The sequence below is a fragment of the Saccharopolyspora soli genome, assembly GCF_022678645.1.
GTDB lineage: Bacteria > Actinomycetota > Actinomycetes > Mycobacteriales > Pseudonocardiaceae > Saccharopolyspora > Saccharopolyspora soli.
In genome coordinates, this window is sequence record NZ_JALBWV010000078.1 from 1 (window position 1) to 12,739 (window position 12,739).

A 12,739-nucleotide genomic window follows, 5' to 3' on the forward strand; every position below is an offset into this window, starting at 1 on the left:
CCCCCCCCCCCCCCCCCCCCCCCCCCCCCCCCCCCCCCCCCCCCCGGCGGCCCCCCCCCCCCCCCCCCCGCCCCCGCGGCTCCGGGGGGGGGGGTCCCCCCCCCCCCCCCCCCCCCCCCCCCCCCCCCCCCCCCACCGCTGGGTCATAGCCAGGGCGACGTCACGTCGACGGCGACCAGGGCGCACCTGCCTCCGTCGACCTCCTTCAGGGCCTCGACGATCGCCGGTTCCAGGCGGGCCTTCTCCCGCACGTGCTCGCCATGGGCCTCGCATGATTGCGCGACCGCCGTGAAGTCCGGCAGGTCCGGCAGACGGGTGCCGACGACCTCGGCGTTCTTGCTGGACTCGCCTTCCGGGAACAGCGCGAACACCGGACGTCGGCTCGCCGCGTAACCGCCGTTTCGCAGCACCACAGTCAGGAACGGGGTGTCCTGCTGGCGCGCTGCCCACAATGCGGCCAACGGCTCGGAGAACATGAAGCTGCCGTCGCCCACGACCGTGACGACCCGCCGCTCCGGCGAAGCCAGCCGCACCCCGATCGACGCGCCGAGCGCCCAGCCGAGCCCGGAACCGCCTGCCTGGTACAGCGTGCCGGGTGCGGTCCGGCGCAGTTCGGACCGGAGGGCTTCCATGTTCGTGGTGGCTTCCTCGATCAGGATGTCCTCTTCGGACAGCAGACCATCCAGCACTCGCGCCACGTCCGCAGGTGCGATCCCAGCGTCGGTGCCGGGAGATTGCGCAGCCGCGGCGCGCGTCCACCACGCCGCGTCGGGCTGCCGCGCACCGCGCTCGCGCAGCTTCGCGGTGAGTTGGCGCAGCCCGATCAGCGGATCCGCCACGATCGGCACGTCCACCGGGAACGACCAGCCCGGCACCGATGCGCGAACCGGATCGTGGTCGATGAGCACGATCGACGCATCCGCCGCTGGTTGGGCGCGCTGCGGGATCCAGGGGACGTCGCTGTCGACGACCAGCACCGCGTCGGCCTGGCGCAACAATTCCTGGCTCTCGCGGGGATCCGTCACGTAGAGCGGGTGGGTGGACGGGAAGTTGACCCGTTCGCGGCGGTCGATGACCGGGGCGCCCAACAGTTCGGCGAGGCCGACGAGTTCGGCGACCGCCTCCGGTTGTCGCCCGACGCGGGTGGTGGTGATCAGCGGTCGGGCGCTGCGCGCGAGGACCTCGGCGGCACGTTCCAGCGCGTCGGGGTGCGGCGCGGGCGGTGCCGGTGGCCGGTGGCGGGCGACCACCGGGCGCTGGACCGGCTCCGTCACCGGCTGCATCAGGACCTCGCGGGCCGCGGTCAGGTAGACCGGCCCGCCGGGGGCCGCCCCGGCGACCTGGAAGGCCCTGGAAAGTTGCTGCGCCAGTGTCTCCGGCCCGGCCAGATCGGCCGTCCAGCGCACGTAGGAGCGAACGATCCCGGCCTGATCCGGCACGTCCTGCTGCCAGTGGACGGGGGTGTCGCGCCCGCCCGGCTCTTCCCCGTAGGAACTGCGGGGCGTCCGACCGGCGATGATCACGACACCAGCGTCGGCGCGAAAAGCGTTGTGCACCATCGCGCCGAGGTTCTGCGTGCCGACATCGACGTGCACCATGACGACCTGGGGCCGTCCGGTCACCGCGAAGTAGGCGTGCGCGGCGGCCAGCGCCAACGACTCGTGCGGGCAGAGCACCACGCGCGGCACGGCCACGCCGTCCGCGGCGAGTCGGGCGAATGCTTCCTGGACCGGAGCGGTGTCCGTGCCGGGGTTGAGGAACAGCACCTCCACCCCGTGCTCGACCAGCGTCAGCACCAGGAGTTCCGCCGTGGTGCGCGGTTCGGCGACCGGGGTCATCGGGCGGCCTCCTCCATTTCGATGAAGTCCTTGGTGATCTGCTTCTCGATCTCGAAGAGCCGATCGTCCTCGGGAACCCGTGGGTACGGCACATCGATCGCGATGTCCATGTGCACCGTGCACGGGCGTGCCGTGACGACGAGCATCCGGGTCGACAGGAACACCGCCTCGCGAATGTTGTGGGTCACGAACAGCACGGTACGACCGGTGGCCCGCCAGATGCTGGTGAACTCCTGGCGGAGTTTGCGCGCGGTGATCTCGTCCAGCGCCGAGAACGGTTCGTCGGCCAGCAGCAGGTCGGGCTCGATCGCCAGGCCCCTGGCCAGCGCCACCCGCTGCTGCATGCCACCGGAGAGACGCAGCGGGAAGTACTCCCCGAACTCCCCCAACCCGACCAGGTCGAGGTAGTGCTGCACCCGCTCGTCCGCCTCCGCCCTGGGCACGCCCAGTTCGTCCAGCGGCAGTCGCACGTTCTCGCGCACCGATCGCCACGGCAGCAACCGGGGCTCCTGGAAGACGACGCCGATGCGGACCTCGGAACGGGATTTCATGCTGACGACGTGACCGTTGATCACGATCTGCCCCGAGGTGACGTCGTCGAGACCGTTGATCATGTTCAGCAGCGTGGACTTCCCGCACCCGGAAGGCCCGAGGATGGACAGCAGCGCTCCGTGCTCGACGGCGACCTTGAGTCCGTCGATCACCGTCAGCGGCGCCTCTCCGCGCCGGGCGAACTGCTTGCGCACGTTGTCGATCAGTAGGTACGGCTCGGCCATTGGTGACGACTCCTAGGGTGTTACGAAGCGGCGGCAGCCGCTTGTGGTGTGGGACTCAACTGGCACCGCCGCGGGTTCTCAGAGGTTTTCTCGCGAGGACAGCCCCGACGTGGTGAATTGGCATTCATGATGTCGGGGATCCCACAGCGAGAAAGCCTCTGAGGTTCCGCTACCCGCACCGCTACGCAAACCACGACTGGAAGCAGTTTCTAGTTCTGCATGGTGGGACGCCAGCGGGTGAGCCAGTGCTCGGTGGGTTTGAGGATCAGGAACTCGATGAGCAGCAGGACGATCGTGAACAGGGCCGTCCAGGCCAGCACCTGAGTCATGTTGAACAGCCCGTACCAGTAGTTGAGCTGGAAGCCGACACCGCTGGACAGGCCGATCAGCTCGACCACGGTGGCGATCTTCCAGGACAGTCCGAGCGCGTAGCGCAGCGCCGCGAGCAGGTACGGGATCACCTGCGGGACGACGAGCTTGCGCAGGATCGAGGCGCGGGAGAAGTGGAACGCCTGCCCCATCCGGACCAGTGACAGGTCGATCGCCTTGACGCCCTGCCACATGTTGATCGAGACCGCGGGCACCGCGGTGATGCCGATCGCGATGATCGCCGCGAAGTCGTTCAGCCCGAACCAGAGGATCGAGAGGATGCCGTAGACCACCGAGGGAACGGTGAACGCGACGAGGATCCAGGAGTCCAGGAACTGCTCGCCGAACTTGGACAAGCCCATGGCCAGACCGATGACCAGGCCGAGCACGACCGCGATCAGCATGCCCACCACGACCCGGTAGACGGTGGTCCACAGGTGGAAGTACGTCTCGGAGTCGCCCAGGTTCTCCACCATGGCACCGAAAACCCGCACCGGTCCGGGCAGCACGCTGTCGTCGAAGAACAACGCGGCTATGAACCAGACCACCACCAGCGATGCCAGGGAGATGGTTCGCAGCCAGACGCCCCGCCAGCTCCGGTTGATAGTCGGCGCTACGTAGGCGTCGCCCGCGCCCGGCGCGACCGACGTGGCGTCGGCGCCCGGCGTGGCCAGACCGGCGCTCTGCTCATCTTGACCACTGTGGACTGTGCTCATTGTGCTGTCCTCAGATCGACGCGGAACAGTCCGTCAGGAACTGCTGGTACGAATTTGTCCGCACCGAGCACCGGGATCAGCTGGTTGATGAGCGCGGCCTCGGCGTCGGCTTGTGCTTGGTTCCACTCCGGGATGTAGCGCGACGCGACCCGCTCCCGCAGCGTCGCGGGCGCTCGCGGATCGGTCAGCTTGATGTTGGCCGCGTAGTCGGACCACACCTTCTCGTCGTGCTGGATGAACGCGACGGTGTCGTCCAGAGCGGCGCTGAAGGCGTTGAGGACACCGCAGTTCTTCTCGGCGTACTCGTCGGTGGTGGCCGCGAGCACGTGTCCCGGCAAATTGCCGAACTTCGACTGGTAGTCCTCGGAGATGTCGCTGAGCACGCGGTACTTGCCCGACAGCAGTGCCTGCACCGTCGCCGTCGTGCCGATCAGCGCCGCGTCGATGTTGCCCTCGTCGAGCAGCCCGAGCACGGCCGCATCCGGACCTTCGATGAGCTGGACGTCCTTATCCAGGCTTTGGATCCCGTACTTCTCCTTCGCCACGATCGACGCGATCGCGAAGGTGGCGCTCGTCCGACCGCCGAAGACGCCCAGTTTACGGCCCTTCAGGTCGGAAAGGCTGTGCACGTTGGAGTCGTTGCGCGTGACGATCACATTGGACGGACTGGTCAGCACGTCGAAGATCATCGTGTCCCGGCCCTGTTCCCGCGCGGTGGCCATCGCGGTGAGACCGGCGAACCCGACGTCCACGGTCCGCTGCCCGATCGCGGAGTGCAGCGCGGACGGGTTCTGGAATTCGCTGATCTCCAGATTCAGGTTGTGCTTCTTGTCGAAACCCTGCTCCTGCATGACGAACGTGACCATGTCCTGCGCGCCGGGGTTCACGCCGAGCTGCAACGTCTGCGGCTGCGCGAGCGGACCGCAGCCCATCGCGGCACCGGAGTCGGAACCTCCGCCGCAGCCGACCAATCCGAGACTCGCGACGCCCAACAGTGCCAGGAATCTTCGCATGACTTTCGAACACTTCATTGTGATCTCCTCTCGCGCCTGCGCGAGTCCATCCCGAGTGGCCGCCCGCGGGGCGCGGCTTCCGCTAGCGGTCCTGGTGAATCAGCGGCGCGCACCGTCCGGGGGCGCGGGTGCGGAATCCGGATGCTGGAAAATGTCGGTCGCGGCTTCGTAGATCGAGGCCAGCGATTCGTGCAGGACGGCATGCCGCTCTTCGGGGACCGTCTTGAGCAGCCGCCGCCCCACCTCGGCCAGTGCCAGATCGCCCGCGGCCTTCGCCGCCCGCCCCTCGGGGGTGAGGCTGAGCAGCAAGGACCGCCTGCTCCGCGGATTCTCCTGGCGGTTGATGAGACCGCGCCGGACGAGGACCTCGACGCTCTCCGACACGGTCGGGACGGTGAGGTTACCGAAGGCGGCCAGCGCCGCCAAGGCGCTGTGCCCCTCGTCGATCCGGCGGAGCAGCCGGTGCTGGCGGAAGGTCAGCGGGGTGGCCAGCTGACCGAGCACCTGGCCGTACAGGCGGGTCAGACGCGCCGAGATCGAGACGAGAAGCACGTCGAGGTCTTCTCGCTCACCGCCCGAAACACGGCTCATCTATTCGGCCCAATCTTTCACAGGGTCCCTAACATTTCGGTCCCCATAGTGTCTAGGCCGCCCCGCACGGTCAAGAGTTGCGCGGGTTTCGGTTCGGCGAGCGGGCGCACTGAATCGCTACGGATCCCGCCAGACATGGCAGCAGTCGACGCACCGAGGCCGCGTCGCCGCGCAATGTCCCGTGTGGACATTGATCAACTGCGTCGCCATTGGACACGTCGCCTCGCGGGGTGCGGTCAGCGCGGTAGCGCGATGCGCAGGCGCACGGTGCCCCGCAGGTCCAGCCAGGCGGAGTCCGGGCTGCGAACGAGCCGCAGCAACACCCCGTCGCAGCCTGGGCAGCGGGCTACCATTCCCGGCGCGCGGTCGTAAACCCGCAGCGTCGCCACCGGTCCGGTGCGTCCGCAGCCGCCGCATTGGGCGTCGGCCGTGGTGACGTCCACGGCGAAGATCTCGGCCAGCGGGCCCGCGAGCGCGTTACCGTCGAGATACTGCTGGTCCATCTCAGCCTCCGGTCGGGCCGAATCGCTCGGTCTTCACCCGCCGCGCGTCGTGGCCGAGCGCGACGAGGATGTCCGAGACCGTCTCCACGAACCCCGTTGGTCCGCACACGAAACAGCTCGGTTCGAACTCCGGTGGCCAACCACCGCTGTTGATGTCGGCGACACCGATCCGGTGCGGCGGCTGCGGCCAACCGTCCGGGACGGCGCGGGTGTGCACGAAGCTGACGTCCACCCCGGCATCGCCCCGGACGGCGGGATGCCCCAACTCATCGGCGTAGTACCGCTCCGCTGGGGTGCGCACGGAATAGATCAACCGGAACGGCACCCGGCTGCCAGCGATCCGGCGGGCCCGGATCATCGCCATCAGCGGCACGATGCCCGATCCACCCGCCACCAGCAGCACGGGCTGCGAATCGGTCGGCCGCCACACGAACCAACCGCCCACCGGCCCCCGGACCTCGACCGGGTCTCCCGGCGCGAGCTGCCCGGTCAGGTAAGGCGACACCTCACCGTCGGGCACCCGCTGCACGGTCAACCGCAGCTGGTCGCCGTCGGCCGGGGCGGCCAACGAGTAGCTCCGCTGCGCTTGGTAGCCGTCTTCGGCGGTCAGGCGGACGTCCAAGTGCTGCCCGGCCAGGTGGCCGGGCCAGCCCGGCGCCTCGAACACCAGGGTGCGCGCGGTCGCCGTCTCCGCGACGCCTTCGACCAGGGTGGCGACCCGCCACAGCAGCCGTCCGCCGCTCAGTCGCCCTGGTACCGCTGCTCGCGCCATGGGTCCCCGTAATCGTGGTAGCCGAGCGTCTCCCAGAAACCCGGCTCGTCCGCCGTCTTGAGCTCGATGCCCCGCACCCACTTCGCCGACTTCCAGAAGTACAGGTGCGGCACCAGCAACCGGACCGGACCACCGTGCTCCGGCGGAAGATCGGCGCCTTCGTAGCGGTAGGCCAGCCACGCTTGACCGGCGCGCAGATCCGCGACCGGCAGGTTGGTCGTGTAGCCGCCATAGGACTGCACCAATGCGTAGTCCGCCGCGCTGTCCACACCCGCCAGCAGGGTGTCCAGCGAGACGCCCTGCCAAGTGGTGCCCAGCTTCGACCACCTGGTCACGCAGTGGATGTCCACCGTGACCATCTCCGTCGGCAACGCCAGCAGGTCCGACCAGGACCACCGATGCGCTTCGCCGGTCTCCGCGATGATCGTGAACTCCCAGTCCTGCAACGCGATCCGCGGCGTCGGCCCGGCGGAGAGCACTGGGAAGTCATCGGTGAGGTACTGGCCGGGCGGCAGTTCCACGGCTGGCCGCGCCCGGCCGTGGAATCCGGGCGACACGATCCCCATGACCCACTCCTTTCCCAGCCGAGAACAACATTCCCGCTGGTCAGCCCAGCATTAGCCGCACAGCCAGGGTAGGTGGTCGACGCACCTGCCGCCTGGTCGGAGCCGGACGCCGATGCTGCGGTTCGGGCGCACCCCGTGGATAGACTGGACGGCAGGTGGACCGTCGACGTCACGCCAGGATTGTGGTGCGCCCGTTGAGGTCGAGGGGAGGGCGAGATGAGCGACGACAACGATCGAATCAGCGGTGTCGACACCGATTCCGGCATGCTTGAGCCGGACGAGAGCCTCGACTACCGGGGCATCGACGATGTGCTGGACGAGGGCTACTCCCCTCCGGAGCGCCCCTGGGCGGTGTCCGATTGGGGACTGACGGCCCGCGAAGCATCCGGGCACGAGAGCCTCGACGGCCGACTGGCCCGAGAACTGCCCGACTCCGGAGCCTTCGACGACGGAGACGGCATCGGAGATGCCGCGGATACCGACGGCGAAGCTTACGACGAGGAAGTCGGCGTGGACCGCGCGGGACGTCTCGCCTCGGATCCCGATCCGGACGAGGACTACCCGTACCTGTACGCCAACGACGTGGGCATCGATGGTTCGGCGGCGACAGCGGAGGAAGCCGCCGTGCACATCATTCCGGAGAACTCGTACGAGGAGTGACCCCGGAAGCCGGGGCGGCCAACGTCTGCTCCAGCTCGCTCAGGTCGGCGATCTCCACATCGGGCACCGGACTTCCCGGTTCGAGGATGTGACCGGGCCGCCGCAGGCGTATCACGCGCACGCCCGCGCGCAGGGCACCGGCGACGTCGCGTCCGGACGTCGCGATGTGCACGAGTGATCCGGCGCGCCGAGCTGCTTCGGTGTAGATGCGGCGGCCGGGCTTGTAGGCGCGCAAGCCCTGCGACGTGAAGACCAGGTCCGGACTCACCAGTGGAAACGCTTTGGTGAGCTCGACGATGTCATCGTCCACATTGGATAGCAAGCCCAGCCGATAGCGCCGCGCGAGTGCCGTCAGATTGGTCCGCACATCCGGCCACAGGGGCCAGTCCCCGACCGAACCGAGCACGACGTCGATATCGGCGGCCGGGTCGCCAGCCAGGTCGAGTTCGCGGTAGGTGGTCGCCAGCGCTTCAGCCGCGAGTTCGCGGTAAGAGCGCCACTCCGTGCAGTCGCGCTGCGCCGACTTGTTGTGCGCATCCCACCGGTCGTAGACATCCGCACCGGATGCGGCCCAACCGCGCTGCGCGCCCAGCTCCGCGAATTGCGCGCTCCCGCCGCTGCGCGAATCGGTGAGTGCGCTGAACAGATCGAACGTCACCACCGCCCGACGATCAAGCACGGACACCACCTCCACTTTCGTGGGGGGGGGGGAAAACAGGGGCCGCCCCGGGGGGGGACCCCCCCCCCCAAAAAGGGAGGGGGGGGGGGGGTGGGGGGGGGGGGTTTTTGGGGCGCCCGCCCGCCCCCCACCCCCCCCACCCCCCCCCCCCCCCCCCCCCCCCGGGGGCGGGGGCCGGCCCCCCCCCCCCCCCCCCCCCCCCCCCCCCCCCCCCCCCACCACATTACGGTCAGTCGGCGGCGTGTTCGCGGACGTAGTTGATCAGGCCCACGACGTCCTCCGGTACGAGACGGCCGATCGCGCCGCTGGAGTACACGCTTACCACGACCCGCCCCTGGGGATCGAGGACGAATCCGGTGGACTGGAGGTATTCCGGATCGGGGTTGACGAACGCCCCGGTCGCCTCCGCCACGGCGCGCGGATCAGCGCTGTGGCCCACCGGGAACTCCAGCCGCAGGTTGCTGACCAGGTCCTTGGTCGTCGCTTCGTCATCGACCGACAGCGCGACGACATTCGCATCGACCGCGGCGAGGCTGTCGTGCGCCCGCTGGAAGGCCCGCAGTTGCGCCTTGCAGTAGGGGCACCAGGAACCGCGGTACAGCAGCACCACACCGAAGTGCCCGGCCAAGGCGTCGGGCAGGACCAGCTGGTCACCACCGGCTAGCGCCACGGTCAGCTCGGGAAATCGGTCACCGGGTTCGAGCAGTTTCATGAGCTGCCTCTCCTGACGTTTCTCGCTGTTTCCAGTTCCTGCCCATGGTTAGTGGCGCGGACCGCCCGGTTCTTACCGCCCTTGTATGGTTTCGTCGTGGACCGAAAGCATGGAGACCCACGTTGATCGGGACGTTCGTCGAGCGCACACCGGTCCACGGCACTCGCCCGGCAGGTGTGGACCATGTGCGGTGACGAGTCGCGGCGCTCGGGGCTGGTGGGGACTGCCGACCCGGCCTCCGCCGAGTGGATTCGCTCCCTCACCTCCGGCGGCGCGGAGTACGAGCAGGCATGCGACCGGTTGCACGCCCTGCTCCTGCGGGTCGCGCTGGCCGAGGTCCGGCGGCGCGGACCCCGGTCGCACATCGCGGGCCCGGAACTGGACGACATCGCCCACCAGGCCGCCGCGGACGCGCTTATGGCGATCACGCGGAAAATCGGCGAGTTCCGCGGCGAGAGCCGGTTCACCACCTGGGCGTTCAAGTTCGCGATCCTGGAGGTTTCCAACAAGCTCGGCAGGCACTTCTGGCGGACGCGGCACGCGGCGCTGGACGCCGAGGACTGGGACCGGCTCCCCGACCGGTTCGGCATCGGCCCCGACGAGGCGACCGAGGCCCGCGAACTGCTCACCGCGCTGCGTCAGGCGGTCGACGAGGTGCTGACCGATCACCAGCGCCGGATCTTCGTCGCGCTCGTGCTGGGCGGCGTCCCGCTCGACGCACTCGTCGCCGAACTGGGCACCAACCGCAACGCCGTCTACAAGACGATGTTCGACGCACGGCGCAAGCTGCGGTCCCGCCTCGTCGCGGGCGGGTACCTGGACCACGACACAGCGAGGCGCTCATGAACAGCTGGCCGATGCTGGACCGCTTCCTGGAGACGGACCCGCGCGACATCGGGTGTGAACAGGCCATGGAAATCCTCCACGTCTACGTCGAGCTGACGCTGACCGGCGAAGCCCCGGAGGAGCGCTATCCGGGCATGGCCGCGCACCTGCGGGCCTGCGGGCCCTGCTCCGAGGACTTCGAAGGACTCCTCGACGCGGTGAGCCGCACGGACCTCACCTGACCGACCGTCCCGGCCTGCGGCAAGACGGAATTGAGTTGCCCGGTGGGTCGGGTTTGCGGCATCTTGCGTCGAACCACCTCCTGACGGGAGCCGCCATGCCCTTGCCGGATACCGTTCGGTGGCTGCCGCCGGATGATCCCTCCGCTGTCGCGGAGTTGATCGGGGACGCGCACGTGGTGGCCATCGGCGAGAACAACCACCACATCCGCGAGTTCAACCTGCTGCGCGACCGGATCCTGCGTTTCCTGGTGACCGAGTTGGACTTCGGCGTGCTCGCCTTCGAATCGGGTTTCGCCGAAGGGCAGTTGGTCGACGACTGGATCCGTGGCGGACCCGGTGACGTCGAAACCGTGGCGCGGGACGGGTTCACCTTCCGCTTCGGCGAATCCACCGAGATGCACGACATGCTCAGCTGGTTGCGCGCGCACAACGCGGCTGGTGGTCGGGTGCGGTTCGCTGGCCTGGACGTATCCGGATCGGGCGGTTCCGGGCTGCCCGCCCTTCGCCGGGTGCGCGACTACCTCGCCACGTACGCCCCCGACCAGGTGCCCCTGGTAGACGCGGCGATGGAAGCGACCCAGCCCTACGTCGCGGCCAACAACGGTGCGGCTCCCGTCCGATACGCCGAGCTGAGCACGGTCGACCGCAACGCTGCCACCGCCGCGCTGACCAGATTGCTCCTGCGGCTCGACGCGCTCCGGCCCGGCCCTGAGCGCGAACACCTGATCGCCAGGCATCACGCGCTCGGCGCGCTGCGCATCGACGAGCACCTGCGCGAGCTCGACGAGCTGAGCGGCCCGAACCCGCCCCCGCTGCTGCCCTCGTCCCGAGACGTCTACCAGGCCGAGACCGTGCGCCTGCTGCGCGAGCTGTCCGGATCGGACGAGCGGATCGTGCTGATGATGCACAACGGCCACGTGCAGCGCGTGCCGATGGAGCTGGTGCCAGGGGTCCGGTTCCCCTCCGCGGGCAGCTACCTCGCCGCCGATCTCGGGGCGGATTACGTCGTCCTCGGCATCACCGCGCGTGCTGGCAGCACCACCGATCTGCGGCTGGACGAGGACGCCAGGCTGGGGTTCGAGGTCGTGACCCGGCAGCTGGACCCGCCCGCCGAGGACAGCGTGGAGCAGGCCGTCGCGGAGCGCGTGCCCGACGATGCGGCGGTGCTACTGGACCTGCGGCCCGCTCGCGGCTGTACCGGTCCCTCGGCCATCCGGCACGCCTACCTCAACACACCGGTGGACGTGCTGGCCGCCTTCGACGGACTCGCCTGCCTGCCGACGATGAGCCCGAGCTCCTTCGTGCAACCCTGACCCACCGCACGCTCTCCGGCTGTCGAATACCCTTGCCAGTGCGGTAAGAAGTGGGCCCCGCCAGTCGCCAACTGGCGAAGGGCCTCTTGCATCGAGGTCTTCGAGCTCCGCCGGATAGGAGACTTCACCATGACCAAGGTGATCGCGTTCGACGTGAACGAGACGCTGCTCGACCTGAGCGTCCTCGATGAGCCGTTCGAGCGGCTCTTCGGAACGGCGGGACTGCGTCCGCAGTGGTTCTCCCTCGCGTTGCAGCTGTTGTTCGTCGGTGGCCTGACCGATTCGTACGTCGACTTCAGCACGGCTCAGCACGCTGCCCTGCAGATGCTCGCCCGTCGCGAGAACGTCGCGCTCACCGACGACGCGGCTCGCGAAACCGTGGCGCTCATGAGTTCCCTGCCGCCGCATCCGGAAGTCGCGGATGCGCTGGGAAAGCTGATGAGTTCGCCGCTGCGGGTCGTCGCTTTGACGAACTCGGTCGAGCCGGTCGCCGAAGCGCAGTTGCGCCACGCCGGAATTCACAACCACTTCCACCGCGTCATCTCCGCGGACAGCGTTCGCCGTCTCAAGCCCGCGCCGGAGCCCTACCGCGAGGTCGCCAGGATGTTCGGCGTCGCCTTGGGCGACGTGCGGTTGGTCGCCGCGCACTCGTGGGATGTGACCGGCGCGTTGCGGGCCGGGTGCAAAGCGGCGTTCGTCGCTCGGCCGGGCATGGTGCCGAGCCCGATCGGTCCCCAGCCGGACATCGTCGCCTCGGACATCGCTGATGCCGTGGACCGCATCCTGGCGGTCGACGTGCCGTCCTGATGCGACGGCTCGCTACCGGATCGGATGCTGTTCGACGAGCGGTTCGGGGGCCGACAGCCGCCACGCCTCGTAGACCAGCTCGGTGAGTTCGTCGGCGTCGATCTTCGGCAGGTGCACCACTACCCAGCCGAAACCACCGGCCGTGAACTGCACCTCGAACACGTCCGGCCGCTCGGCGACCAGCGCGATCTGCTCGGACAGCGTCTGCTTCAAGCCGACCGTCCTGGTTCGCGGCCAGTAGTAGCCGAACCGCTTGCCGCGCACGCTGAAAGCCGTGTAGTCCCGCACCTCGTCGCTCTCGACTTCGGCGAGGGAGTCCACCATCCGCAGGAACTGACCACTGGGCACACCCATGTC

At 68.9% G+C, this 12,739-nt stretch carries 16 protein-coding genes; 5 read left to right on the top strand and 11 right to left on the bottom strand.

Annotated features, from left to right (window positions below; translation table 11 throughout):
* Positions 1–143: 143 nt before the first annotated feature.
* The 8 genes from MOQ72_RS37745 to MOQ72_RS37780 form a co-directional block, all read right to left on the bottom strand.
* Entirely contained in the window at positions 144–1,838 is a 1,695-nt protein-coding gene (locus MOQ72_RS37745) for a thiamine pyrophosphate-requiring protein (protein ID WP_242190724.1), read from the bottom strand.
* Positions 1,835–2,614 carry an ABC transporter ATP-binding protein gene (locus tag MOQ72_RS37750; RefSeq protein ID WP_242190725.1) on the bottom strand — a complete coding sequence of 260 codons (780 nt, stop codon included), beginning with the start codon at positions 2,612–2,614 and terminating at the stop codon, positions 1,835–1,837. Before MOQ72_RS37750 ends, MOQ72_RS37745 begins: the two co-directional genes overlap by 4 nt.
* A gap of 209 nt (positions 2,615–2,823) precedes the next feature.
* On the bottom strand, positions 2,824–3,699 hold the full coding sequence (locus MOQ72_RS37755) for an ABC transporter permease (RefSeq protein WP_242190726.1): 876 nt from the start codon (positions 3,697–3,699) through the stop codon (positions 2,824–2,826).
* On the bottom strand, positions 3,696–4,730 hold the full coding sequence (locus tag MOQ72_RS37760) for an ABC transporter substrate-binding protein (protein WP_242190727.1): 1,035 nt from the start codon (positions 4,728–4,730) through the stop codon (positions 3,696–3,698). The genes MOQ72_RS37755 and MOQ72_RS37760 overlap by 4 nt, the downstream gene beginning before the upstream one ends.
* A gap of 81 nt (positions 4,731–4,811) precedes the next feature.
* Positions 4,812–5,303 (bottom strand): MarR family winged helix-turn-helix transcriptional regulator, encoded by a 492-nt coding sequence (locus MOQ72_RS37765; protein ID WP_242190728.1) that lies wholly within the window; start codon positions 5,301–5,303, stop codon positions 4,812–4,814.
* Positions 5,304–5,539: 236 nt separating this feature from the next.
* A complete protein-coding gene (locus tag MOQ72_RS37770; RefSeq protein ID WP_242190729.1) occupies positions 5,540–5,806 on the bottom strand; it encodes a DUF6510 family protein in 267 nt (88 codons plus the stop codon).
* Position 5,807: 1 nt separating this feature from the next.
* Positions 5,808–6,578, bottom strand: a complete 771-nt coding sequence (locus MOQ72_RS37775) for a ferredoxin reductase (RefSeq protein WP_242190730.1) — start codon at positions 6,576–6,578, stop codon at positions 5,808–5,810.
* Entirely contained in the window at positions 6,548–7,144 is a 597-nt protein-coding gene (locus MOQ72_RS37780; RefSeq protein WP_242190731.1) for a sulfite oxidase-like oxidoreductase, read from the bottom strand. Before MOQ72_RS37780 ends, MOQ72_RS37775 begins: the two co-directional genes overlap by 31 nt.
* A 216-nt stretch (positions 7,145–7,360) precedes the next feature.
* On the opposite strand from MOQ72_RS37780, the gene MOQ72_RS37785 reads away from it, so the two are divergent.
* Complete coding sequence (locus MOQ72_RS37785; protein WP_242190732.1) at positions 7,361–7,804, top strand: DUF5709 domain-containing protein; 444 nt, start codon at positions 7,361–7,363, stop codon at positions 7,802–7,804.
* Here MOQ72_RS37785 and MOQ72_RS37790 read toward each other — a convergent pair.
* Both MOQ72_RS37790 and MOQ72_RS37795 read right to left on the bottom strand, forming a co-directional pair.
* Entirely contained in the window at positions 7,776–8,483 is a 708-nt protein-coding gene (locus tag MOQ72_RS37790; protein WP_242190733.1) for an HAD family hydrolase, read from the bottom strand. The genes MOQ72_RS37785 and MOQ72_RS37790 overlap by 29 nt on opposite strands.
* Positions 8,484–8,712: 229 nt before the next feature.
* A complete protein-coding gene (locus MOQ72_RS37795) occupies positions 8,713–9,195 on the bottom strand; it encodes a peroxiredoxin family protein (protein WP_242190734.1) in 483 nt (160 codons plus the stop codon).
* Between the two features lie 183 nt (positions 9,196–9,378).
* On the opposite strand from MOQ72_RS37795, the gene MOQ72_RS37800 reads away from it, so the two are divergent.
* The 4 genes from MOQ72_RS37800 to MOQ72_RS37815 all read left to right on the top strand — a co-directional run bounded on the left by MOQ72_RS37800 (position 9,379) and on the right by MOQ72_RS37815 (position 12,382).
* Positions 9,379–10,041 (top strand): RNA polymerase sigma factor, encoded by a 663-nt coding sequence (locus MOQ72_RS37800; protein WP_242190735.1) that lies wholly within the window; start codon positions 9,379–9,381, stop codon positions 10,039–10,041.
* Positions 10,038–10,262 (top strand): hypothetical protein, encoded by a 225-nt coding sequence (locus tag MOQ72_RS37805; protein ID WP_242190736.1) that lies wholly within the window; start codon positions 10,038–10,040, stop codon positions 10,260–10,262. Before MOQ72_RS37800 ends, MOQ72_RS37805 begins: the two co-directional genes overlap by 4 nt.
* A gap of 95 nt (positions 10,263–10,357) precedes the next feature.
* Positions 10,358–11,575: an erythromycin esterase family protein gene (locus MOQ72_RS37810; protein WP_242190737.1), complete on the top strand. Its 1,218-nt coding sequence runs from the start codon at positions 10,358–10,360 to the stop codon at positions 11,573–11,575.
* A 129-nt stretch (positions 11,576–11,704) separates the two neighbouring features.
* Positions 11,705–12,382: a haloacid dehalogenase type II gene (locus MOQ72_RS37815; RefSeq protein WP_242190738.1), complete on the top strand. Its 678-nt coding sequence runs from the start codon at positions 11,705–11,707 to the stop codon at positions 12,380–12,382.
* A gap of 12 nt (positions 12,383–12,394) precedes the next feature.
* Here MOQ72_RS37815 and MOQ72_RS37820 read toward each other — a convergent pair whose 3' ends face one another.
* Positions 12,395–12,736, bottom strand: coding sequence for an MmcQ/YjbR family DNA-binding protein (locus tag MOQ72_RS37820; protein ID WP_242190739.1), 342 nt, complete (start codon positions 12,734–12,736; stop codon positions 12,395–12,397).
* Positions 12,737–12,739 lie beyond the last annotated feature (3 nt).